Origin of the sequence: Streptomyces sp. NPDC001222 (assembly GCF_042896945.1) — a bacterium.
Lineage (GTDB): Bacteria > Actinomycetota > Actinomycetes > Streptomycetales > Streptomycetaceae > Streptomyces > Streptomyces gibsoniae.
Window position 1 is genome coordinate 367,995 of record NZ_JBIAXT010000001.1, and the last position, 23,548, is coordinate 391,542.

The following is a 23,548-nucleotide window of genomic DNA, read 5'->3' on the forward strand; positions in this document are numbered from 1 at the left end:
AGCCTTTCCTTGCTGGCGGCCGGGCAATATACGACGTACTTTGTGTGTTGTCGAAAAGTGGAAACAGTCCAAGCAAGCACACCTGGGGGACCGGGCATGGCCATCATCGAGACCGAGGCGACCCTGCACGAGGCGCACCGGGACAACCACACCCACCGCGATGTGAACGGCGGCTGGCTGCGTCCCGCCGTCTTCGGCGCGATGGACGGACTGGTGTCCAACCTGGCCCTGATGACCGGTGTCGCCGGCGGGTCCGTCGGCCAGCAGACCATCATCATCACAGGTCTCGCGGGCCTGGCCGCCGGGGCCTTCTCCATGGCCGCGGGCGAGTACACCTCCGTCGCCTCGCAGCGCGAGCTGGTCGAGGCCGAGCTGGACGTCGAGCGCCGCGAACTGCGCAAGCACCCGGAGGACGAGGAAGAGGAGCTCGCGGCGCTGTACGAGGCCCGCGGGGTCGAGCCCGAACTCGCCCGCGAGGTCGCCCGTCAGCTCTCCCGCGACCCGGAGCAGGCCCTGGAGATACACGCGCGCGAGGAACTCGGTGTCGACCCGGGCGACCTCCCCTCCCCGCTGGTGGCCGCCGTCTCCAGCTTCGGCTCCTTCGCCCTCGGCGCCCTGCTGCCCGTCCTGCCGTTTCTGCTCGGCGCCCACACCCTGTGGCCGGCGGTGCTGCTCGCCCTGCTCGGGCTCTTCGGCTGCGGTGCGGTCGTGGCCAAGGTGACGGCAAGGTCCTGGTGGTACAGCGGGCTGCGGCAGCTCGCCCTCGGCGGCGCGGCGGCCGGTGTGACGTACGCCCTGGGTACCCTGTTCGGTACCGCCGTAGGATAGAGAGCACAACTCTTGTGCGAGGGACCGTACAAGTAGTTGTTACTCGACGGTTTCGACCGCCTGACCACCGGGCATGAGCCGTAAGCGCCGCGGGCAATGACGCCTGCGCCGCACCTTTGCGGCGGGTGACGACACCCGCCCCGCCCCCTGGCCCGACGGACATCGATCTGTCCGCCTGCGCCCCCTGACTCCATCGCCGTGCGTGGGAAACCCAACCCGCCCCGCGCCCCGCCGATGTCCGCATGGTGAAACGGCCTATCCCGCTTCCCGAGAACGACCTCATCATGTAACCTGCACGAAATTTTGCACCTGACGCAGAGGGCCAACGTCGTCCCTCGGCACTGCACATGCCACATGACGACGACGGGAGAGCCGATGCGTACGCCGCGCCAGCCGTCCCAGCACTCCGCGAATGGCCAGAACTGGTCGTTCATGGATGCTCGCCCTGCTGCGCAGGGTATGTACGACCCCCGCAATGAGCACGACGCCTGTGGCGTCGGCTTCGTGGCGACCCTCACCGGTGAGGCGAGCCATGTGCTGGTCGAACAGGCGCTCACGGTTCTGCGCAACCTGGAGCACCGCGGCGCCACCGGCTCCGAGCCCGACTCCGGTGACGGTGCCGGCATCCTCTCCCAGGTGCCCGACGCCTTCTTCCGTGAGGTGGCCGGTTTCGAACTGCCCGAGGCGGGCGGCTACGCCGTCGGTATCGCCTTCCTGCCCGAGGCGACGACCGCCGAGGCCGTCTCACAGATCGAGACGATCGCCGCGGACGAGGACCTCACCGTCCTCGGCTGGCGTGAGGTCCCGGTCGCCCCCGAGCTGCTGGGCGCCACGGCCCGCTCCACCATGCCCGTCTTCCGTCAGCTGTTCGTCACGGACGGCACGAGCCAGGGCATCGACCTCGACCGCAAGGCGTTCGTGGTGCGCAAGCGCGCCGAGCGTGAGGCCGGCGTGTACTTCCCGTCGCTGTCCGCGCGCACGATCGTCTACAAGGGCATGCTGACCACCGGCCAGCTGGAGCCCTTCTTCCCGGACCTGTCCGACCGCCGCTTCGCCACGGCCGTCGCGCTGGTCCACTCGCGCTTCTCCACCAACACCTTCCCGAGCTGGCCGCTCGCCCACCCGTACCGCTTCGTCGCCCACAACGGCGAGATCAACACGGTCAAGGGCAACCGCAACTGGATGCGCGCCCGCGAGTCGCAGCTCGTCTCCGACCTGTTCGGCGCCCAGGAGAACCTGGAGCGGATCTTCCCGATCTGCACGCCGGACGCTTCCGACTCCGCCTCCTTCGACGAGGTGCTCGAACTCCTGCACCTCGGCGGCCGCTCCCTGCCGCACTCCGTGCTGATGATGATCCCGGAGGCGTGGGAGAACCACGAATCCATGAACTCCAAGGACGCGGCCCGGCGCGCGTTCTACCAGTACCACTCCACGATGATGGAGCCCTGGGACGGACCCGCCTGCGTCACCTTCACCGACGGCACCCAGGTCGGCGCCGTGCTCGACCGCAACGGTCTGCGCCCCGGCCGCTACTGGGTCACCGACGACGGCCTCGTCGTCCTCGGCTCCGAGGTCGGCGTTCTCGACATCGACCCCGCCAAGGTGGTCCGCAAGGGCCGGCTGCAGCCGGGCCGGATGTTCCTCGTCGACACCGCCGAGGGCCGCATCATCGAGGACGACGAGATCAAGGCGACCCTCGCCGCCGCACAGCCTTACCAGGAATGGGTGGAGGCCGGCGAGATCGAGCTGGGCGACCTGCCCGAGCGCGAGCACATCGTGCACACCCACGCCTCGGTCACCCGCCGCCAGCAGACCTTCGGCTACACCGAGGAGGAGCTGCGCGTCATCCTGGCGCCGATGGCCAGGACCGGCGCCGAGCCGATCGGCTCCATGGGCACCGACTCGCCGATCGCCGCGCTCTCCGGGCGTCCGCGTCTGCTCTTCGACTACTTCACCCAGCTGTTCGCGCAGGTCACCAACCCGCCGCTGGACGCGATCCGCGAGGAGCTGGTCACCTCGCTGCGCTCGTCGCTGGGTCCGCAGGGCAATCTGCTGGAGCCGACCGCGGCCTCCTGCCGCAGCGTCGTGCTGCCCTTCCCGGTGATCGACAACGACGAGCTGGCCAAGCTCATCCACATCAACGCCGACGGCGACATGCCCGGCATGAAGGCCGCGACCCTCTCCGGCCTGTTCCGGGTCTCCGGTGGCGGTGACGCGCTCGCCGCACGCCTGGCGGAGATCTGCGCCGAGGCCGACGCGGCCATCGACAACGGCGCCCGGCTGATCGTGCTCTCCGACCGGCACTCGGACGCCGAGCACGCGCCGATCCCCTCGCTGCTGCTCACCGCGGCCGTCCACCACCACCTCATTCGCACCAAGCAGCGCACCCACGTGGGCCTGCTGGTCGAGGCCGGCGACGTCCGCGAGGTCCACCATGTCGCCCTGCTCATCGGCTACGGCGCCGCGGCGGTCAACCCCTACCTGGCGATGGAGTCCGTCGAGGACCTGGTCCGGGCCGGGACGTTCCTGCCGGGCATCGAGCCCGAGAAGGCCATCCGCAACCTGATCCACGCCCTCGGCAAGGGCGTCCTGAAGGTCATGTCCAAGATGGGCATCTCGACCGTCGCCTCCTACCGGGGCGCGCAGGTCTTCGAGGGCGTCGGCCTGGACGAGGCCTTCGTCGACGAGTACTTCAACGGCACGGCCACCAAGATCGGCGGCGTCGGCATCGACGTCATCGCCCAGGAGGTCGCCGCCCGCCACGCCAAGGCCTACCCGGCCTCCGGCATCGCTCCCGCGCACCGCGCGCTGGAGATCGGTGGCGAGTACCAGTGGCGCCGCGAGGGCGAGCCGCACCTGTTCGACCCCGAGACGGTCTTCCGCCTCCAGCACTCCACGCGCACCGGCCGCTACGACATCTTCAAGCAGTACACGGACCGGGTGAACGAGCAGTCCGAGCGCCTGATGACGCTGCGCGGCCTGTTCGGCTTCCGGTCCGGCCGGCAGCCGATCCCCGTCGACGAGGTCGAGCCGGTCTCCGAGATCGTCAAGCGCTTCTCCACGGGCGCCATGTCGTACGGCTCCATCTCCCAGGAGGCGCACGAGACCCTCGCCATCGCCATGAACCGGCTGGGCGCCAAGTCCAACACCGGTGAGGGCGGCGAGGACCCCGAGCGCCTGTACGACCCGGCCCGCCGCTCGGCGATCAAGCAGGTGGCCTCCGGCCGCTTCGGCGTGACCTCCGAGTACCTGGTCAACGCGGACGACATCCAGATCAAGATGGCCCAGGGCGCCAAGCCCGGCGAGGGCGGCCAGCTGCCCGGCCACAAGGTCTACCCCTGGGTCGCCAAGACCCGGCACTCGACCCCGGGCGTCGGCCTGATCTCCCCGCCGCCGCACCACGACATCTACTCCATCGAGGATCTGGCCCAGCTGATCCACGACCTGAAGAACGCGAACCCGCAGGCGCGGATCCACGTGAAGCTGGTCTCGGAGGTCGGCGTCGGCACGGTCGCGGCGGGTGTGTCGAAGGCGCACGCGGACGTCGTCCTGATCTCCGGCCACGACGGCGGCACGGGTGCCTCCCCGCTCACCTCCCTCAAGCACGCCGGCGGTCCCTGGGAGCTCGGCCTCGCCGAGACCCAGCAGACGCTGCTGCTCAACGGCCTGCGCGACCGCATCGTGGTGCAGACCGACGGCCAGCTCAAGACCGGCCGCGACGTCGTCATCGCCGCGCTGCTCGGCGCCGAGGAGTTCGGTTTCGCGACCGCGCCGCTCGTCGTCTCCGGCTGCATCATGATGCGCGTCTGCCACCTGGACACCTGCCCGGTCGGCATCGCCACCCAGAACCCGGTGCTGCGCGAGCGCTTCGCGGGCAAGGCCGAGTACATCGTGAACTTCTTCCAGTTCATCGCTGAGGAGGTCCGCGAGCTGCTCGCCGAGCTGGGCTTCCGCTCCATCGAAGAGGCCGTCGGCCACGCCGAGGCCCTCGACGTGACCCGGGCGGTCGACCACTGGAAGGCGCAGGGCCTGGAGCTGGAGCCGCTGTTCCACGTGCCCGAGCTGCCCGAGGGCGCGGTGCGCCACCAGGTCGTCGCCCAGGACCACGGTCTGGAGAAGGCGCTCGACAACGAGCTGATCAAGCTCGCCGCCGACGCCCTGGCCGCGAACTCCCAGGCCGAGGCCCAGCCGGTGCGCGCCCAGGTCGCGATCCGCAACATCAACCGCACGGTCGGCACCATGCTCGGCCACGAGGTGACGAAGAAGTTCGGCGGCGCGGGCCTGCCCGACGACACGATCGACATCACCTTCACGGGTTCCGCGGGCCAGTCCTTCGGCGCCTTCCTGCCGCGCGGCATCACCCTGCGTCTGGAGGGCGACGCCAACGACTACGTCGGCAAGGGCCTGTCCGGCGGCCGGGTCGTCGTACGCCCGGACCGCGCGGCCGAGCACCTCGCCGAGTACTCCACCATCGCGGGCAACACCCTCGCCTACGGCGCGACCGGCGGCGAGATGTTCCTGCGCGGCCGTACCGGCGAGCGGTTCTGCGTCCGCAACTCCGGCGCGCTGGTGGTGTCCGAGGGCGTGGGCGACCACGGCTGCGAGTACATGACCGGTGGCCACGCGGTCGTGCTCGGCGAGACGGGCCGCAACTTCGCGGCCGGCATGTCGGGCGGCATCGCCTACGTCATCGACCTGGACCGGGACAACGTCAACGCCGGAAACCAGGGCTCCGTCGAGGCCCTGGACGACACCGACCGGCAGTGGCTGCACGACGTGGTGCGCCGCCACGCCGAGGAGACCGGCTCCACGGTCGCCGAGAAGCTGCTCGCCGACTGGGAGACGGCCGCGAACCGCTTCAGCAAGATCATCCCCAGCACCTACAAGGCAGTGCTCGCCGCCAAGGACGCCGCCGAGCGAGCCGGTCTCACCGAGACCGAGATCACCGAGAAGATGATGGAGGCGGCGACCAATGGCTGATCCCAAGGGCTTCCTGACGCACGGCCGCGAGGTCGCCACGTCCCGCCCGGTGGGCGAGCGCGTCAAGGACTGGAACGAGGTCTACGTCCCCGGCTCGCTGCTGCCCATCATCAGCAAGCAGGCCAGCCGGTGCATGGACTGCGGCATCCCGTTCTGCCACAACGGCTGTCCGCTCGGGAACCTGATCCCGGAGTGGAACGACTACGCCTACCGCGAGGACTGGACCGAGGCCTCGGAACGGCTGCACGCCACGAACAACTTCCCGGAGTTCACGGGGCGGCTGTGCCCCGCCCCGTGCGAGTCGGCGTGTGTGCTCGGCATCAACCAGTCGCCGGTCACCATCAAGAACGTCGAGGTCTCGATCATCGACAAGGCGTGGGACAGCGGCAGCGTCAGGCCGCAGGCCCCCGAGCGCCTGTCCGGCAAGACGGTCGCGGTCGTCGGCTCGGGCCCGGCGGGTCTGGCCGCCGCCCAGCAGCTGACGCGGGCCGGTCACACGGTCGCGGTGTACGAGCGCGCGGACCGCGTCGGCGGCCTCCTGCGCTACGGCATCCCCGAGTTCAAGATGGAGAAGCGGCACATCAACCGCCGTATCGAGCAGATGCGCGCGGAGGGCACCCGCTTCCGTACCGGCGTCGAGATCGGCCGCGACCTCACGGCGACGGACCTGCGCAAGCGGTACGACGCCGTGGTGATCGCCGCGGGCGCGACGACCGCACGCGACCTCCCGGCCCCCGGCCGTGAGCTCAAGGGCGTCTACCAGGCCATGGAGTACCTGCCCCTGTCCAACAAGGTGCAGGAGGGCGACTACGTCACCTCGCCGATCTCGGCCGAGGGCAAGCACGTGGTCGTGATCGGCGGCGGTGACACGGGCGCGGACTGTGTGGGCACGGCCCACCGCCAGGGCGCGGCCTCCGTCACCCAGCTGGAGATCATGCCCCGCCCGAACGACGAGCGGCACCCGGTCAGCCAGCCCTGGCCCACCTTCCCGATCCTCTACAAGGTCACCTCGGCCCATGAGGAGGGCGGCGAGCGCATCTACTCGGCCTCCACGACCCACTTCGAGGGCGACGAGGACGGCAATGTGCAGTGGCTGCACCTCGCCGAGGTCGAGTTCGTGGACGGCAAGCTGACCCAGAAGCCGGGCACCGAGCGGAAGATCCCCGCGCAGCTGGTCACCCTCGCCATGGGCTTCACCGGCACCGACCAGCAGAACGGGCTGGTCGAGCAGTTCGGCCTGGAGCTGGACCAGCGCGGTAACATCGCCCGTGACGCCGACTTCCAGACCAACGTTCCGGGTGTGTTCGTGGCGGGTGACGCCGGCCGCGGCCAGTCCCTGATCGTGTGGGCGATCGCCGAGGGCCGCTCGGCCGCCCGGGGTGTCGACCGCTACCTCACCGGCGCCAGCGACCTGCCGGCCCCCATCCGCCCGACGGACCGCTCCCTGACGGTCTGAGCCCCGCGGACGTGACCTGACGGTCACGCATACACGTCCCGTACAAAGGCGTACGGAACACAGGCGGCGCCTGCCCCAGTCCCCGACCGGACCATGGGACAGGCGCCGTCGCTCGTGCCGAACCGCTCAGCTCGTCAGTCCGGTGACCTTGCCGACCGTCAGCAGCACCAGCAACACCAGCAGTCCCGCACAGGCAGCGGCCTGGATCAGGCCGCGACGCGGGCCGCGCGGGACGTACGCGTACACGAGGGTCACCACCCCGCCCGCCAGCAGTCCGCCGAGGTGCCCCTGCCAGGAGGTCAGCCCCGCCGAGATCAGCAGCCACAGCAGCAGACCCGTCATATAGCGGTTGACGGTGCTCATGTCGGCGCCGAGACGGCGGGCCATCACGTAGTAGGCGGCGCCCAGACCGAAGATCGCGCCGGACGCGCCGATCGTGGGGTCGCCGGGCGCGATCAGCAGGACGAGTACCGAGCCGCCGAGAGCCGACAGCAGATAGAGCGTGATGTAACGGACGCGGCCCAGCTGCGCCTCCACCACCCGGCCGACGTTCCACAGCGACACCATGTTCATCACGATGTGCAGAATGCCGAACGTGCCCTGGGTGGGCGGCAGATGCAGAAACGCACCGGTCAGCAGTCGCTCCCACTGTCCGCCGACCACACCCTCCGCATGCAGCTCCGACGGGTACGGGTACTGCCACAGGTAGTGGCCGCCGTCCGGGCCCCGCAGACCGGCGCCCAGCATCGCGAACCGGTCCACGATCGCCGGGCGCACCAACTCGCCGAGGTAGGCGAGCACATTGAGGCCGATCAGCACATACGTCACCACGGGCGCCGTGGTGATCCGGCCGCCGAACGCCGTGCGCGCCTGACGGATCGACCGCGCACCCTCCTTGACGCACTCCACGCACTGGTGGCCGACGGCCGCCTCGCGCATGCAGTCCGGGCAGATGTAGCGGTCGCAGCGGGTGCAGCGGACGTGGGACTCCACCTTGGGATGGCGGTAGCAGGTGGTGACGGTGGACTCGGGCTCCACGGCCGGCTCCTCGGTCGGGGGATGGATGAAGATGAGCCGGTGGGGTCGGCGGCGAACAAAATAGCGAACTCATCGGAACGGTGATCGGCGAGGGGGAGGGATGGCATGACGCAGGCACTCCCGCCACCGCAGTTCAGACGCGGGAACCCGGGCCGTGACAGTGCGACGGAAGCCGTCTCACGGGCCGGGACGCCGCCCGCTGAGGACGGCGGCCCGGCACTCCGCCGGCGTCCCCCACACCCCCCGCAGCACTCGGGCCTTCGTCAGCCACAAGGACAGGTCGTACTCGGCGGTGTAGCCGATCGCCCCGTGCAACTGGAGCGCCGTCCGGGCGGTCGCGTACGCCGCCTCGCACGCCGCGACCTTGGCGGCGGCTATGTCCGCCGGAACCATCGACAGCGCGGCCCCGAAGAGCAGCGGCCGCGCGAACTCCAGGGCGATCGCGGCGTCGGCCAGCCGATGCTTGACCGCCTGGAACGAGCCGACCGGCACACCGAACTGGACCCGCTGCCGCACATACCCGACCGTCCGGTCGAGAAGGGCCAGACCCACCCCCAGGGCCTGTGCCGCCGTGGCCAGACGCGCCCAGTCGAGCGCACTCGGGGGAACGGCGGAGCACAACAGCTCCCCGCCGGGCAGCGGGACGGCCAGCCGACGGGCGGGATCCAGCGACTGCCGTACCTCGGGACGGCAGCCGGGCGCCAGCCGCACCTGCCCGTCCGCGAGGACCAGGACGACCTCCGCCACGTCCCCGTCCAGCGCATACGCGCCGCCCACCGTGACCATGACCTCGCCGGAGACCAGCGACGGCAGCAGCCGCGCGGCATGCTCGGGCGCCCCGGCCAGCAGGGCCGCCGCGAGCACCGTCTCCACCACCGGGCCCGGCACCGCGTGGCGCCCCAGTTCCACGAAGGCCACGGCCAGTTCCACCGGGAGCGGCCCCAATCCCTCGTACGTCTCCGGGACCGCCGGTGCGAACACACCGGCCTCGGCCAACCGCGACCACAGCGCCCGCCCGGCCGTGTGCTCGCCCGCGCCCCAGGCCCGGGCGACCGACGGGGTGCCGGCGGCGGTCAGCAGGGCGTCCAACGACCCCGCGAACGCGCGCTGTTCATCGGTGAGCAGGAAACGCATCAGCGTCGGCCCTTCGGCAGGCCGAGCAGCCGCTCGGCGATGACGTCGCGCTGGATCTCGTTCGTGCCCGCGTAGAAACGCATCAGCGTCGGCCCTTCGGCAGGCCGAGCAGCCGCTCGGCGATGATGTCGCGCTGGATCTCGTTCGTGCCCGCGTAGAGAGGGCCCGCCAGGGCGAAGACGTACCCCTGCGACCAGTGCGTGTCCGCCGGCTCGCCCTCCTCGCCCAGGAGATCGAGCGCGGTCTCGTGCAGCGCGATGTCGTACTCGGACCAGAACACCTTGTTCAGACTGGCCTCCGGGCCGATCGGCGAGCCCTCCAGAAAGCGGGTGGCCGCCGCATGGGCGAACAACTGGTAGGCACGGGCGCCGATCAGGGCGTCGGCCACCCGGTCGCTCATCGACGGCGGGCTGCCATGGGCCCGCCAGAGCCCGAACAGCCGGTCGGCGGCGGCCAGATAGCGGCCGGGGGAGCGGAGGGTCAGCCCGCGCTCGTCGGCCGCCGTCGACATGGCGATCCGCCAGCCCTGGCCCGGCTCACCGATCACGTCCTCGTCGGGCACGAACACGTCGTCCAGGAAGAGTTCGGCGAAGGCGGCCTTGCCGTCGAGACGGCCGATCGGACGGACCGTCACCCCGCGGGCACGCAGGTCGAACATGAGGTACGTCAGGCCCTGATGGGGTTTCGGGGCGTCCGGATCGCTGCGGAACAGCCCGAACGCGCGGTCCGCGAAGGCCGCCCGCGACGACCAGGTCTTCTGGCCTCTGAGCAGCCAGCCACCTCGGGTGCGCACGGCCCGGGACCGCAGCGCGGCCAGATCGGAGCCGGCGTCGGGCTCCGACCACGCCTGCGCCCAGACCACCTCACCGGCGGCCATCGGCGGTAGCACGCGGGCGCGCTGCTCCTCGGTTCCGTGCTCGAACAGGGTCGGCGCCAGCAGGCCGATGCCGTTCTGGCCGACTCGGCCCGGGGCGCCCGCCGCGTAGTACTCCTCCTCGAAGATCAGCCACCGCACCAGCCCCGCGTCCCGTCCACCGAACCGGGCCGGCCAGGACACCACCGACCAGCGATCCTGGGCGAGTTCGGCCTCCCAGGCACGGTGGGCCGCGAATCCCTCGGCGGTCTCCAGGGAGGGCAGCGGCACCGACGGCACATGCGCGGCCAGCCAGGACCGGGCCTCGGCGCGGAAGGCCTCGTCGGCGGGCGAGTGGGCGAGATCCACGGACGGCACCCTTCGAAGACGGAGACGCGTTCGGGCGGGCGGACTCGGGACGGCTCGGGTGGCTCATGCGGTGCTCGGACGGACTCGGACGGGTTCCCTAACAAGTGTTTGGTAGGTTAGCGTGGGCCTATGACAGGCGTCGAGAGTCCGGCGTACGTGCCCGGCCACGGGCTGCTGAAGGGCCGCACCGCCGTCGTCACGGCGGCGGCCGGTGCGGGCATCGGAGGCGCGACCGCGCGGCGGTTCCTGGAGGAGGGCGCGCGCGTGCTGATCAGTGACGCCCACGCGCGCCGGCTGAAGGAGTACGCGGCCGCACTCAGCCACGAGTTCGCCGGGGCGGTGGCCCACGTCGTCTGCGACGTCACCGACGAGACCCAGGTGGGCGCCCTCTTCGACACGGCGGTCCGGCTGCACGGCCGGCTCGACATCGTAGTCAACAACGCCGGCCTCGGCGGCACCGCCGCGCTCACCGACATGACCGACGAGCAGTGGTCGAGCGTGCTCGACGTGACGCTGAACGGCACCTTCCGGTGCACCCGGGCGGCCCTCAGATCGATGAGGGAGACGGGCGGCGGCGTGATCGTCAACAACGCCTCCGTGCTCGGCTGGCGCGCCCAGGCCGGACAGGCGCACTACGCCGCCGCGAAGGCGGGGGTGATGGCCCTGACCCGCTGCGCGGCGATCGAGGCCGCCGAGTACGGGGTACGGGTCAACGCCGTCTCACCGAGCCTCGCCCTGCACCCCCACCTGACGAAGGTGACGACCCCCGGACTGCTGCGGGAGCTGACCGCCCGGGAGGCCTTCGGGCGGCATGCGGAGCCATGGGAGGTGGCCAACGTGATCGTCTTCCTGGCCTCCGGCTATTCCTCCTACATGACCGGCGAGGTCGTCGCCGTCAGCAGCCAGCACGCCTGAGTCGTGCGATGGACCAGCACCCCCGGGATCACAATGGACCCGTGCCGACCAAGAAGAAGCCTCAGGTGACCGCCGCGCCCGCGCGCCGCCGTGAACTCCTCGACACCGCCGCCGAGGTCTTCGCCGAACAGGGCTACAACGCCACCACCGTTCGCACGATCGCGGACCACGCCGGGATGCTCGCGGGCAGCCTCTACTACCACTTCGACTCCAAGGAATCGATGCTGGAGGAGATCCTGCGCACGTTCCTCGACGAACTCTGGAACGGCTACGACACCGTCCTGGACTCCGAACTCGCTCCACGCGAAACCCTGGAGGCGCTGGTCACCGAGTCCTTCAGGGAGATCGACCGGCACCGCGCCGCCGTCGCGATCTACCAGAAGGAGTCCCGGCAACTCGCCGCGCAGGAACGGTTCGCGTTCCTCGCCGAGTCACAGCGCAAGTTCGAGAAGGCGTGGCTGTCGACGCTGGAGCGCGGGGTCGCCGCCCGGGCCTTCCGGTCCGACCTCGACGTCCGGCTCACCTACCGGTTCGTGCGCGACACCGTGTGGGTCGCCGCGTCCTGGTACCGGCCCGGCGGACAGCACAGCCCGGAGGAGATCGCCCGGCAGTACCTGTCGATGGTGCTCGACGGGATCGCCGTACGCACCTAGCCCTAGGTGAGACCCGCCCACTGTGAGGGAGTTGACCATGGCCGAGGCCTATGTCGTCGAAGCGGTCCGCACGCCCGTCGGACGGCGCCGGGGCGGGCTCAGCGGGGTCCATCCGGCCGATCTGGGCGCGCATGTGCTCAAGGCCCTGATGGCGCGATCCGGCGTGGACCCGGCCGCCGTGGAGGACGTCGTCTTCGGCTGCCTGGACACGGTAGGGCCGCAGGCCGGGGACATCGCCCGGACCTCCTGGCTCGCGGCCGGGCTGCCCGAGGAGGTGCCGGGCGTGACGGTCGACCGGCAGTGCGGGTCCTCCCAGCAGGCCGTGCACTTCGCGGCGCAGGCGGTGCTGTCCGGCACCCAGGACCTCGTCGTCGCGGGCGGGGTGCAGAACATGTCGCAGATCCCCATCGCCTTCGCCTCCCGCCAGGCGGCCGCACCGCTGGGACTCACCGAGGGGCCCTTCGCGGGCAGCGAGGGCTGGCGGGCCCGCTACGACGACCGGCCCGTCAACCAGTTCCACGGCGCCGAGCTGATCGCCGCGAAATGGGGCATCAGCCGCCGTGACCAGGAGGAGTACGCGCTGCGCTCACACCGCAGGGCGGTCCGCGCGATCGACGAGGGCCGCTTCGACCGGGAGACCGTCGCCTACGGGGACGTCACGGTCGACGAGGGGCCCCGCCGGGACACCTCCCTGGAGAGGATGGCCGAGCTGAAGCCGGTCCTGGAGGGCGGTACCGTCACCGCCGCCTGCTCCTCACAGGTCTCCGACGGCGCAGCGGCCCTTCTGCTGGCCTCCGAACGGGCGGTACGAGAACACCGACTGAGCCCGCGCGCCCGGGTCCACCATCTCTCGGTGCGCGGGGAGGACCCGATCCGGATGCTGACGGCGCCGATCCCGGCGACCGCGCACGCCCTGAAGAAGACCGGACTCACGATCGACGACATCGACCTCGTCGAGATCAACGAGGCCTTCGCCCCGGTCGTCCTGGCCTGGCTCAAGGAGACCGGAGCCGACCCGGAGAAGGTCAACGTCAACGGCGGCGCGATCGCCCTCGGCCACCCCCTGGGCGCCACCGGCGCCAAACTGATGACCACCTTGCTCCACGAACTGGAGCGCACCGGCGCCCGCTTCGGCCTCCAGACGATGTGCGAGGGCGGAGGCCAGGCCAACGTGACGATCGTCGAACGCCTCTGAGTGGGCGGTGGGTGGTGGGCCGTGGGTGGTGGGCCGTGGGTGGTGGGTGGTGAGGGCCCGCGGGTCAGGCACCGCGTCCGCCTGACTCGGCAACCCCCGCCCCGCCCCCTTCCCCACCCCCATCCCCTCTCCCTCCCCGGTGCACGAGCCGTCAGCGGCCGGGGTCGTCGCCCCGTGCCAAGGTCTTCAGCACCGCCTCTGCCTCCCTCATGATCCGGTCCACCAGTTCCGCGCACGACGGCAGATCGTCGATCACCCCGGCGACCTGCCCCGAAGCCATCACTCCCAGGTCCGTTCGCCCGTCCACCATCGCGGCTTTCAGCAGCATCGGCGCGTTCGCGGCCAGCAGGACCTGACTCCAAGCCAGATGCCTGCCGTGCCTCAGGGCGAGGCCGTCGCGGACCATGTCCGTCCAGGTCAGTCCCGACAGCTTCCGGAAGCCCGCCGCCCGGCGCACCGCCTGCGCCAGCGCCCGGGCCCGGCCCGCGCGCTCCAGCGACTCGACGAGCGGGGTGCGTAGCATCCGGTGCGGCAGACCGTCCACGGCCCTCGTCACCGTGACGTCCTGCACCGCCGCCGCCAGATACCGAGCCTTAACCGCGACCGGGACCGTCGAGTCCGACGTCAGCAGGAACCGCGTGCCCATCGCGACCCCCGCCGCCCCGTACGCCAGCGCCGCGACCAGGCCCCGCCCGTCGTGGAAGCCGCCCGCCGCCACCACCGGGATGTCCACGGCGTCCACCACCTGCGGCAGCAGCACGCTCGTCGCCACCTCGCCGGTGTGACCGCCGCCCTCGCCCCCCTGTACGACGACCGCGTCCGCACCCCAGGCGGCCACCTTCTCCGCATGTCGCCGGGCGCCCACCGACGGGATCACAACCACCCCCGCCGCCTTCAACTCGGCGATCAGCTCACGGGACGGCGCCAGCGCGAAGGACGCCACCCGCACCCCCTCCTCGATGAGGATCCGCACCCGGTCGCCCGCGTCCCCGGCGTCCGCGCGCAGATTCACCCCGAACGGCGCGTCCGTCCGCGCCCTCACCTCCCGTATCGCCTCCCGCAGCCGGCCGGCCGTCATGGTCGCGGAGGCGAGGATTCCCAGCGCCCCCGCGTTCGCCGTCGCGGAGACCAGGCGTGGCCCCGCCACCCAGCCCATCCCCGTCTGGACCACCGGATGCCGCACCCCGACCAGCCGGGTGAGCGCCGTGTCCATCAGCGCCCCCCGCCCTCGGCGACACGATCCGGGACCTCTCTCTCCCGTATCCGCTCCGGATCGATCACCTCACGGATCAACCGCAGTTCCTCGGGCGTCGGTTCCCGCGTGCGCGGTACCTCGTCCGGCACCGTCAGCTCGAATTCCGTCGCCGCCCTTACGTCCTGCACCGTCACCCCCGGGTGCAGCGAGGCCAGCCGCATCGAGCGGTCCGGGGTGGCGAAGTCGAAGACGCCGAGATCGGAGACCACACGCCGGATGTCATGGAAGCGGGCCGTGGCGGGATGGCGGGCCGCGCGGTCGTACCCCACCCCGCAGACCAGGTCGACCCGCTCCACGAACACCCGGCGGGAATGCCTCGGTATCCAGTAACTCGTGGGGTTGTTGAGGGTGTTGACCGGTGCCCCGCGCATCCCCAGCAGCTGTCGCCGAGGCCTCGCCCAGTCCCCGACGCAGGAGATGTTCTGGTTTCCGAAGCGGTCGATCTGGGCGGCGCCCATCATCACATGGCGTCGGCCGCCGGTGACCAGCGCCAGATGCTGACGGTAGGGCAGCCAGCCCTCCACCGTCCCGTCGGCACCCACGAGCATCGCCTCCCCGTCGGTGAGCAGCAGCTCCGGCGAGAAGGTGCCCCGGGCGAGCCGCGCCCCGACGGAGGGGACGGCACCCATGGGGCTCGCGAGGATCTCGCCCGCACCGCGCCAGGCCTCGGCACAGGCGATGACGCAGTACTCGGCGCGGGTGACCGCGCTCATGACCGCTCCCGGTGCCAGGCCCGTACCGCCGACTGGTAGGCGTGCTCGTCGCCGGTGAGGAACCGGTCCGCGAACTCGGGCCATGCGGTGGTCGCGTAGTGACGCTGGAAGGCCTCGTCCCGTTGGTGGTCGGGCGCGCAGGACGTGAAGTGTGCGCCGAGGGGGGTCTCCACCACACCGGTCACGGTGTGCCGTTTGATCAGCAGGGTCTGCGGTGCGGCCTCCTTCGTCAGCTCCGCCGTGTCCACGATCCGCTCGCACGAGACATATGCCGTCTCGGCCGCTTCGCAGAACAGGTCGTCGAAGTACGGGTCCGGGCCCAGATACTGGCCGTTGCCCAGCCGGTCGGCGCGGTTGACATGGACCAGGGCGGCATCCAGTCGCAGCGCAGGCATGGCGAGGAACTCCTCGCCGCCGCCCGGCTCCCGCTCCCCCGCGCCGGTGGCGTGCCCAGCGTCCTCCCCGGTGGCGTGCCCAGCAGCTTCCCCGGTGGCGTGCCCCCACTGCCCGCCGAACGGCCACCCGGCCCCGTACGGCGAAGTGACCGTCCGCAGCCCGGGGTTGACCCGCAGCACGTCCGAGCCGACGCCCGCCCGCACCGGCAGGAACGGCAGCCGGTTCGCCGCCGCGCGCAGCCCCCACATGAACATCGCCTCGTCGACCTCCACCAACTCCAGTGCGCCGCCCTCACGCGCCGCGCGGTAGTGCGGTTCGAGCGGGATCGAGTCGAGGGTCGCGAACGCGGCGACCAGTCTGCGGATCCGTCCCGCGGCGGCGAGCATGCCGACGTCCGGGCCGCCGTAGGAGACGACCGTGAGATCGGTGATCCGGGAGCGCAGCAGCGCCCGCACCAGGGCCATCGGCTTGCGGCGCGAGCCCCAGCCGCCGATGCCCAGGGTCATGCCGCTCTCCAGCCGGGAGACGACCTCGTCGGCGGTCATCGTCTTGTCCCTCATCTAGGTGCCCTCCTTCCCGAAGGTGTTCCGGATCCGGTCGGCGACGCCGCCGGTCTGCGCCTCGAAGGTGAAGCCCTGCTCGAAGCGGTAGCTGCGGCGCACGTCCACCGGGTCGATGCCGTTGATGGCCTCTTTGGCGAGCCGCAGCAGCTCTCCGTCCTTGGCGGCGATCTCACGGGCCAGTTCCAGCGCGGCGCCGCGCAGGCCGTCCCGTGGCACGACCCGCCACACCGAACCGTGCGCCCGCAGCTCCGCCGCCGTCGCCGTGCGCGAGGTGTAGTACAGGGTGCGCATCAGATGCGGGGGCACCAGCCGGGCCAGATGCGTGGCCGCCCCCAGCGCACCGCGCTCCAGTTCGGGCAGCCCGAAGACAGCGTCCTCACTCGCCACAATGGCGTCCGCGTTGCCCACCAGCCCTATCCCGCCGCCCAGGCAGAACCCCTGCACGGCCGCCACGACCGGTACCTCGCACTCGTACACCGCCGCGAACGCCGCGGAGCATCCGCGGTTGGCCCCGACCAGCGCGGGGCCGCCCTTCGCCCGTATCTCCTTGATGTCCACACCCGCATTGAAACCGCGCCCCTCCGCGGCCAGCACGACACAGCGGACCTGCGTGTCGCGACCCGCCGACCGCACCGCGTCGGCCAGGGAGAACCAGCCGGTCACCGGCACCGCGTTCACCGGTGGGAAGTCGACCGTGACGACGGCGACTCCTTTTTCAGGACACGAGGTGGAGACACCCATGGGCGCATCAGCTACCTTTCCACCAAACATTTGTTAGGTGCCTCGAAGCTAGCAGCCATCGGATCCCGCCGGGAGGCCCTGTGGACAACTCGGACGGCACGGACGGCACGGACGGCACGGACGGTGCGGCTCGTGCGAACGGTGCGGTCGGCGCGAGCCTGCGTGGCAGGGTCGCCGTCGTCACCGGCGGCACGCGTGGCGTCGGTGTGGGGGTCGCCCGGTCGTTCGTCGCGGCCGGCGCCGATGTGCTGGTGTGCGCCCGCCGGCCACCCGAAACCCCCCTGCCGGGAACCCGGTTCGCCCGGCTGGACGTTCGCGACCCGGCCGCCGTACCGGACTTCTTCGACGCGCTGCCCCGCCTCGACGTGCTGGTCAACAACGCGGGCGGCGCCCCCTACCGGCTCCTCACCGAGGCCGGACCCGAACGGCATGCCCGGGTCCTCGAACTCAACCTCGTCGCACCGCTGACCGTCTCCCTCGCCGCATATCCCCACCTGAAGCGTGCGCGGGGATCGATCGTCATGGTCGGCAGCGTGAGCGGGGGCCGTCCGTCGCCGGGCACCGCCGCGTACGGCGCGGCAAAGGCGGGCCTGGAGAGCCTGGCCCGCTCCATGGCCGTGGAGTGGGCGCCGCAGGTGCGGGTGAACACCCTCGTCGTAGGCATGGTCCACACCGAGCTGTCCCATCTCCACTACGGCGACGAGGACGGTGTCGCGGCCGTGTCCCGGACCGTCCCGCTCGGACGACTCGCCGAGCCGTCCGACATCGGCGAGGCCGCCGTCTTCCTCGCCTCGGACGCCGCCGCGTACATCACCGGCGCGAGCCTGCTCGTGCACGGGGGAGGGGAACGGCCCGCGTTCCTGGACGCTGCGACGGTCAACAAGGGATCTGAGCCGACAGGTTGAGACGGTGGAGCAGGACGGGGGATCGGGGCGGCGGATCGGGACGGCTGACCAGGACGGGGGATCGGGGCGGCGGATCGAGACGGCTGACCAGGACGGGGGATCGGGGCGGCGGATCGAGACGGCTGACCAGGACGGCGGATCGGGACGGCGGACCAGGACGGGGATCGGGACGGCGGATCGAGACGGCAGGCTGCGACGGCATTGACGGAATCGACGACATGGAGACAAGTCGATCCATCACCACGAACCACTCGCACTCGCCGCGGCTCCTCAAGGAACGAGGGCGGCGGGGGAAGAAGGGGGTACGACGTGACGGGTATCGCCGACGGCCGGGTGGTGATCGTCACCGGGGCGGGCCGTGGTCTGGGCCGTGCGCATGCCCTCGCGTTCGCCGCCGAGGGCGCGAGAGTCGTCGTCAACGACCTCGGAGTCGGCCTCGACGGCGCCCCCGGTGCCGGCAGCCCGGCCGGGCGGGTCGTCGAGGAGATCCGCGCGGCGGGCGGCCAGGCGGTCGCGCACGGCGGCGACATCGCGACCGGCGCCGGAGCTGCCTCCCTGGTGGCGACCGCGCTGGAGGCGTACGGGCGCCTCGACACCCTCGTCAACAACGCCGGGTTCCTGCGGGACCGAATGCTCGTGAACCTCGACGAGGACGACTGGGACGCCGTACTGCGCGTCCACCTCAAGGGTCACTTCCTGGCGCTGAGGCACGCCGCGGCGCACTGGCGGGCCGAGGCGAAGGCGGGGCGTGTGCCGTTCGCCCGGGTCGTCAACACCAGCAGCGGCGCGGGACTGTTGGGCTCGGTCGGGCAGGGCAACTACAGCGCCGCCAAGGCGGGGATCGTCGCCCTGACCCTGGTCGCGGCGGCAGAACTCGGACGCTACGGCGTACAGGTCAACGCCCTCGCGCCCGCCGCGCGCACCAGGATGACCGAGCACACCTTCGCCGAGACGATGAGCGCCCCGGCCGCGGGCTTCGACGTGATGGCCCCGGAGAACGTCTCGCCCCTGGTCGTCTGGCTCGGCTCCGCCGCGTGCTCCGGTGTCACGGGCCGGGTCTTCGAGGCCGAGGGGGGCCGGATCACGGTGATGGAGGGATGGCGGCCGGGCCCGACCGCCGACGCGGGGGTACGCCGCACACCGGCCGAGGCAGGGGAGACGGTCCGGAGACTGCTGGCGCGGGCCGAGCCCCCGGGGGTCGTGTACGGGGCGGAGTAGAGCTGCCCGGGGGTCGTGTACGGGGCGGAGTACAGCTGCCCGGGGGTCGTGTACGGGGCGGAGTACAGCTGCCCGGGGGTCGTGTACGGGGCGGAGTAGAACTGCCCCGGGCGGTGTACGGGAGGAAGCGGGGGGCGGAGCGGCTACCCCTCGGGCGGGGCGGCTACCCCTCGGGCGGGGCGGCTACCCTCGGGCGGAGCGGCTACCCCTCGGGCGGGGCGGAGCAGCTACCGCTCGGGCGGGGCGGAGCGGCTACCCCGCGGGCGGGCCGGGATCCCGATCCAGCAGCGCCACTATCGTGCGGTGCCCCGTCTGCCGGTTGTTGCCCGCCGCGGGCCGGCCGTCGCGCAGGAGCGCGACCTCCACGGTCTCCGTGCCGGGCTCGTCCTCCCGGCGGCTGGTGACGTACTCGTATCCGGGGCCGTACGCCGCCTCCAGGCCCGCGCGGAGCTCGGCCTCGACATCCAGCGTCAGCCACCGCCGGGCCTCGGTCAGGGCCTCGCGCCGCGCCCGCGCCCCGTGTGCCAGCAGCTCCCGTACACAGCCGGGAGAGCCGCGCCGGGCGGCCGCCACCAGCGGGGGATCGCCGCCGGGACCGGGCAGGTCCGGGTCCGCGCCCGCCGCCAGCAGTGCCCGGACGACCGCGGTGTGTCCGCCCTGTACCGCCCAGGTCAGGGCCCGGAACCCGTACTCCTCCCGCAGGTCGGGCGCGGCCCCGGCCGCCAGCAGCGCCCGCACGACCTCGAAGTGGCCCCCGCAGGCGGCCCCGCACAGCGGCGCGTCGGCACCCGAGCTGAGGCGGTCGGGGTCCGCGCCCGCCGCCAGCAGCAGCCGTACGATGCCCGGTGCGTCGCTCACCGCCGCCAGATACAGGGCGGTCTGGCCGTCGGCGTCCACCGACTCGGCATCGGTGCCCGAGCGCAGCAGCCGTAGGACCGCGTTCTCGTCCCCTGAGTACACCGCCGCGAACAGTCCGGGCGGTTGGTGCGTGTTCATGCCTCGACCCTCACTCGCCAAGGGGGGCGAGGGCAAAGGCATTTCGGGTGTTCTGTGCCACCTTCGGGTGCTTCCCCGTCCCCTCCGGCCGGAGCCGGGCCTCAGGTCAGGTGTCGCACTCCAGCACGGTCCGGCACAGCCCGCAGCGGGCCCGCACCCGCCCCCGCACGGGCACCCTGATCCGCTGGTGGCAGGTCGGGCAGGGGAAGCAGACGCCCAGCGGGCCGCGGCCGGCCGAGGTGAAGGAGTAGGGCACGCCCGGATGCGAGCCGGGCGCGGAGTGGTCCTGGGCGTGCCGGCGGTCCCTGGCATAGCGGCGGCGGCCCGCCCAGCCGGCCGCCGTCAACGGGGGCTGCTGCTCGTCGCGGCGGGCCTGGGCCAGGCCCTTCGTGTACGCGGTGTACGCCTGCGGGCTGGTGAACCAGATCGCGGGGTCCTCGCCGAACAGCAGCGCGCGCTTGGCGAGGACGTAGCCGAACTCCTCCGGTGTGAGATAGCCGAGCTTCTGCGACGACGCGCCGTCCTCGCGGAAGGCGTCGAGGAGCAGCCAGCCCGCGCCCAGGTAGGTCGCCGCCGTGTCGGTGAGGATCTCGTTGTCGCGCGTGCCGGGGAAGGACAGGTCGAGGCGGTGCAGATACACGTGCATCACCTCGTGCGCGAGGGCCGCGCCGATATCGCGGCGGTGGGTGCGGAAGCGGTCGTTCAGCTCCACGAAGTACTCGGGGCCGGCGGCGAGTTCGACATTCGCCGCGTGGGTCATCTCGCGGAAGCTGACGATCATCCGGGCGTCCGGCAGCCCGTAGTGGCGCACCATCTCGTGCGCCACGCGCTGCGCGCCCAGATGCAGGTCGTCCTGGTCGGAGAAGGCCACGTCGGCCGGGGCCACACTGGTCGCGAAGGAGCGGACGGTGTCGTACGAGAGCCGCTTGTACAGCGCGGTGATGGCCGCCCGCACCGTGTCCAGATGCGGATAGCCGTGCTTCACCGGTCCGCCGTTCGCCACCTCCGCACCCCCTGAAGACGCCGGCCCTGCCTCCACTGTATGCGCGCTTCCCGTCGGCGGCGGAGCGTGTGCGCGCGGACGGCCGTCGCGGCGTGCGCGGGCTGGCCGGAAGCGGTCCTTGTCGCCCCGCCCGGTTCTCTCAATAATCCGTAAAGACTTGGCGGGAGCATGTCATCCGTGCTACTCGCGGGCTGCCGCCGGGCGATCAACCCCCCACGAAAGGAAGCACGGTGAAGCCTCTGAAGAAGACCGGCGTCCTCAAGAGAGCCCTCGCGGCCGTCGCGGTCGCGCTCGCCGCCCTCTCGCTCCAGCCCCTGTCGGCGCAGGCGGCTCCCCGGCCCGTCGTCGGCGGGACGCGTGCCGCCCAGGGGGAGTTCCCGTTCATGGTGCGGCTCTCCATGGGCTGCGGCGGGGCCCTCTACGCCAAGAACATCGTCCTGACCGCCGCGCACTGCGTGAACGGATCCGGCACCAACACCTCCATCACCGCGACCGCCGGGGTCGTGGACCTCCAGAGCAGCAGCGCGATCAAGGTGAAGTCGGCCAAGGTGCTCCAGGCGCCGGGCTACAACGGCAAGGGCAAGGACTGGGCGCTGATCAAGCTCGCCCGGGCCGTCGACCTGCCCACGCTGCCGGTCGCCACCGGCACCGCTTACAACAACGGCGACTTCACCGTCGCCGGCTGGGGCGCGGCGCGCGAGGGCGGCGGCCAGCAGCGTTATCTGCTCAAGGCGCAGGTCCCGTTCGTCGACGACGCCACCTGTCAGCGGGCGTACGGCAACGACCTGGTGCCCGGCGACGAGATCTGCGCCGGGTTCCCGCAGGGTGGCGTCGACACCTGCCAGGGCGACTCCGGCGGACCCATGTTCCGCAAGGACGCCACGGGCGCGTACCTCCAGGTCGGCATCGTCAGCTGGGGCGAGGGCTGCGCCCGGGCCGGTTACCCCGGCGTCTACACCGAGGTCTCGACATTCGCGGCGGACATAGCCCGGGCGGCCGCCGGCCTCTGAGGGACGACAGGTATATGACACCGCAGAGTCCCTGACGAGGACGCCCGCGGCCCGCCCCGTGCCGCGGGCGCCCTCCCCGGACCGCAGCCCGACCGGCCGTGAAGGCCTCCCGGACGTCTTCCGCACGGCCTCCACGCGCGCGTGGACCCCGGTGCACGCCCGGGCGGCGGCGTACCGGCTGTCCCCGGGAGACGATCCGCAGTCCGGACAGGAATGGGACAGCGCCCGCGCGCCCCGTAGGGTGGACGCCCATGACCACCCGCAACACCGCCACCGGCGATGTCGACCCGGCCGTCCGTGCCGAACTCGACCGGCTTCGCGACAGCATCGACAACATCGACGCCGCCGTCGTCCATATGCTCGCCGAACGCTTCAAGTGCACCCAGCAGGTCGGCCACCTCAAGGCCGCACATCACCTGCCGCCCGCCGACCCGGCTCGCGAGTCCGCCCAGATCGACCGGCTCCGTCGGCTGGCCGAGAGCGCCAAGCTCGACCCCGCCTTCGCCGAGAAGCTGCTCAACTTCATCATCGCGGAGGTCATCCGCCACCACGAGCGCATCGCGGACGACGCCACGTCCACCGCCGACACACCGGGGAAGTGAGCACCGGGCACCGACGACGCCTGCCACGCGGACGGCTCGCCCGTTCGGCCGAGTGACACTTTGTCAGGTCAAAGGAACACGCGGTAGGACGGTTCGGGCATAAGCTGGTTCCGCCCAAACGAGGGGACGTCGGGCCATGCCGTCTGATGCGAGGATTCTCATCGTCGACGACCATGAGGGCACGCTCTACGCCCTGGAGAGCGCACTGGCCCCGCTGGGCTACCGGCTGACCCGCGCGACCAGCGGCGACGATGCGCTCAAGGAGGTCCTGCGCGGCCAGGTGGGCCTACTCCTCCTCGATGTGCGCATGCCCAGGGTGAGCGGACTCGACGTGGTGCGGTACATGCGGCGCGTCGAGCAGACCCAGCACATTCCGGTCATCCTGCTCACCGGCTTCGGCACCGACGCCGCACTCACCTCCGCCGCCTTCGGCCTCGGCGTCGCCGACCTGCTGCTGAAACCCGTCGATCCCTGGACCCTGCGCACCAAGGTCCGCTACCTCTACGACGCCCACCAGCGCTCCCAGGCCCTCGAACAGGAGGTGCGCGCCCTGCGCGCCCGGCTCAAGGCATCCGGCGCGCCCCCCGGTCGCGCCCTTACCCACCCGGACGCACATGTCCCGGGCCAGCGCGAGGACGCCCCGGCCGACCCGTGCCCCGAGAGCACCGCGGCCCGCCACGAGAGGCATCCATAGGCGACGCGAGGCGCGCGGCACGACGAGCAGG

Annotated in this window: 20 protein-coding genes; 11 read left to right on the forward strand and 9 right to left on the reverse strand. The window is 71.7% G+C overall.

Annotated elements, in window-relative coordinates; translation table 11 throughout:
* Window positions 1-96: 96 nt before the first annotated feature.
* From ACFY2Z_RS01690 to ACFY2Z_RS01700, 3 genes are all read left to right on the forward strand, one after another.
* Complete coding sequence (locus ACFY2Z_RS01690) at window positions 97-828, forward strand: VIT1/CCC1 transporter family protein (protein WP_390742172.1); 732 nt, start codon at window positions 97-99, stop codon at window positions 826-828.
* Between the two features lie 375 nt (window positions 829-1,203).
* A complete protein-coding gene (gltB, locus tag ACFY2Z_RS01695; protein ID WP_390742420.1) occupies window positions 1,204-5,808 on the forward strand; it encodes a glutamate synthase large subunit in 4,605 nt (1,534 codons plus the stop codon).
* Complete coding sequence (locus ACFY2Z_RS01700; protein ID WP_390742173.1) at window positions 5,801-7,264, forward strand: glutamate synthase subunit beta; 1,464 nt, start codon at window positions 5,801-5,803, stop codon at window positions 7,262-7,264. Before gltB ends, ACFY2Z_RS01700 begins: the two co-directional genes overlap by 8 nt.
* 126 nt (window positions 7,265-7,390) lie before the next feature.
* Here ACFY2Z_RS01700 and ACFY2Z_RS01705 read toward each other — a convergent pair whose 3' ends face one another.
* The 3 genes from ACFY2Z_RS01705 to ACFY2Z_RS01715 all read right to left on the reverse strand — a co-directional run bounded on the left by ACFY2Z_RS01705 (window position 7,391) and on the right by ACFY2Z_RS01715 (window position 10,658).
* On the reverse strand, window positions 7,391-8,302 hold the full coding sequence (locus ACFY2Z_RS01705; RefSeq protein WP_390742174.1) for a rhomboid family intramembrane serine protease: 912 nt from the start codon (window positions 8,300-8,302) through the stop codon (window positions 7,391-7,393).
* Between the two features lie 177 nt (window positions 8,303-8,479).
* On the reverse strand, window positions 8,480-9,436 hold the full coding sequence (locus ACFY2Z_RS01710) for an acyl-CoA dehydrogenase family protein (RefSeq protein WP_390742175.1): 957 nt from the start codon (window positions 9,434-9,436) through the stop codon (window positions 8,480-8,482).
* 82 nt (window positions 9,437-9,518) lie between these two features.
* On the reverse strand, window positions 9,519-10,658 hold the full coding sequence (locus tag ACFY2Z_RS01715; RefSeq protein ID WP_390742176.1) for an acyl-CoA dehydrogenase family protein: 1,140 nt from the start codon (window positions 10,656-10,658) through the stop codon (window positions 9,519-9,521).
* A gap of 129 nt (window positions 10,659-10,787) precedes the next feature.
* Between ACFY2Z_RS01715 and ACFY2Z_RS01720 the strand changes: the two genes are divergently transcribed.
* Genes ACFY2Z_RS01720 through ACFY2Z_RS01730 form a run of 3 tightly spaced genes read left to right on the forward strand, consistent with a single transcriptional unit; the run spans window position 10,788 to window position 13,421 of the window.
* Window positions 10,788-11,573 (forward strand): SDR family oxidoreductase, encoded by a 786-nt coding sequence (locus tag ACFY2Z_RS01720; protein ID WP_390742177.1) that lies wholly within the window; start codon window positions 10,788-10,790, stop codon window positions 11,571-11,573.
* A 41-nt stretch (window positions 11,574-11,614) separates the two neighbouring features.
* On the forward strand, window positions 11,615-12,226 hold the full coding sequence (locus ACFY2Z_RS01725) for a TetR/AcrR family transcriptional regulator (protein ID WP_390742178.1): 612 nt from the start codon (window positions 11,615-11,617) through the stop codon (window positions 12,224-12,226).
* Between the two features lie 37 nt (window positions 12,227-12,263).
* Window positions 12,264-13,421, forward strand: coding sequence for an acetyl-CoA C-acetyltransferase (locus tag ACFY2Z_RS01730; RefSeq protein ID WP_390742179.1), 1,158 nt, complete (start codon window positions 12,264-12,266; stop codon window positions 13,419-13,421).
* A 151-nt stretch (window positions 13,422-13,572) separates the two neighbouring features.
* Here the strand turns inward: ACFY2Z_RS01730 and ACFY2Z_RS01735 are convergent, their stop codons facing one another.
* From ACFY2Z_RS01735 to ACFY2Z_RS01750, 4 genes are read right to left on the reverse strand one after another with little or no spacing between them, the layout of a single operon-like run.
* Window positions 13,573-14,634, reverse strand: coding sequence for an NAD(P)H-dependent flavin oxidoreductase (locus ACFY2Z_RS01735; protein WP_390742180.1), 1,062 nt, complete (start codon window positions 14,632-14,634; stop codon window positions 13,573-13,575).
* Window positions 14,634-15,389 carry a CoA-transferase subunit beta gene (locus ACFY2Z_RS01740; RefSeq protein WP_390742181.1) on the reverse strand — a complete coding sequence of 252 codons (756 nt, stop codon included), beginning with the start codon at window positions 15,387-15,389 and terminating at the stop codon, window positions 14,634-14,636. Before ACFY2Z_RS01740 ends, ACFY2Z_RS01735 begins: the two co-directional genes overlap by 1 nt.
* On the reverse strand, window positions 15,386-16,345 hold the full coding sequence (locus ACFY2Z_RS01745) for a CoA transferase subunit A (protein ID WP_390742182.1): 960 nt from the start codon (window positions 16,343-16,345) through the stop codon (window positions 15,386-15,388). The genes ACFY2Z_RS01740 and ACFY2Z_RS01745 overlap by 4 nt, the downstream gene beginning before the upstream one ends.
* A complete protein-coding gene (locus tag ACFY2Z_RS01750) occupies window positions 16,346-17,089 on the reverse strand; it encodes an enoyl-CoA hydratase family protein (RefSeq protein ID WP_390742183.1) in 744 nt (247 codons plus the stop codon).
* Window positions 17,090-17,247: 158 nt separating this feature from the next.
* On the opposite strand from ACFY2Z_RS01750, the gene ACFY2Z_RS01755 reads away from it, so the two are divergent.
* Window positions 17,248-17,994 (forward strand): SDR family oxidoreductase, encoded by a 747-nt coding sequence (locus ACFY2Z_RS01755; RefSeq protein ID WP_390742421.1) that lies wholly within the window; start codon window positions 17,248-17,250, stop codon window positions 17,992-17,994.
* A 309-nt stretch (window positions 17,995-18,303) separates the two neighbouring features.
* Complete coding sequence (locus ACFY2Z_RS01760; protein WP_390742184.1) at window positions 18,304-19,212, forward strand: SDR family oxidoreductase; 909 nt, start codon at window positions 18,304-18,306, stop codon at window positions 19,210-19,212.
* A 252-nt stretch (window positions 19,213-19,464) separates the two neighbouring features.
* Here the strand turns inward: ACFY2Z_RS01760 and ACFY2Z_RS01765 are convergent, their stop codons facing one another.
* Both ACFY2Z_RS01765 and ACFY2Z_RS01770 read right to left on the reverse strand, forming a co-directional pair.
* Window positions 19,465-20,208 carry an ankyrin repeat domain-containing protein gene (locus ACFY2Z_RS01765; RefSeq protein ID WP_390742185.1) on the reverse strand — a complete coding sequence of 248 codons (744 nt, stop codon included), beginning with the start codon at window positions 20,206-20,208 and terminating at the stop codon, window positions 19,465-19,467.
* A 106-nt stretch (window positions 20,209-20,314) separates the two neighbouring features.
* Window positions 20,315-21,211, reverse strand: a complete 897-nt coding sequence (locus ACFY2Z_RS01770) for a hypothetical protein (protein WP_390742186.1) — start codon at window positions 21,209-21,211, stop codon at window positions 20,315-20,317.
* Between the two features lie 239 nt (window positions 21,212-21,450).
* Between ACFY2Z_RS01770 and ACFY2Z_RS01775 the strand changes: the two genes are divergently transcribed.
* From ACFY2Z_RS01775 to ACFY2Z_RS01785, 3 genes are all read left to right on the forward strand, one after another.
* Complete coding sequence (locus ACFY2Z_RS01775) at window positions 21,451-22,221, forward strand: serine protease (RefSeq protein ID WP_390742422.1); 771 nt, start codon at window positions 21,451-21,453, stop codon at window positions 22,219-22,221.
* 251 nt (window positions 22,222-22,472) lie between these two features.
* A complete protein-coding gene (locus ACFY2Z_RS01780) occupies window positions 22,473-22,823 on the forward strand; it encodes a chorismate mutase (protein WP_390742187.1) in 351 nt (116 codons plus the stop codon).
* A 136-nt stretch (window positions 22,824-22,959) separates the two neighbouring features.
* A complete protein-coding gene (locus ACFY2Z_RS01785; RefSeq protein ID WP_390742188.1) occupies window positions 22,960-23,517 on the forward strand; it encodes a two-component system response regulator in 558 nt (185 codons plus the stop codon).
* The last annotated feature ends 31 nt before the right edge of the window (window positions 23,518-23,548 follow it).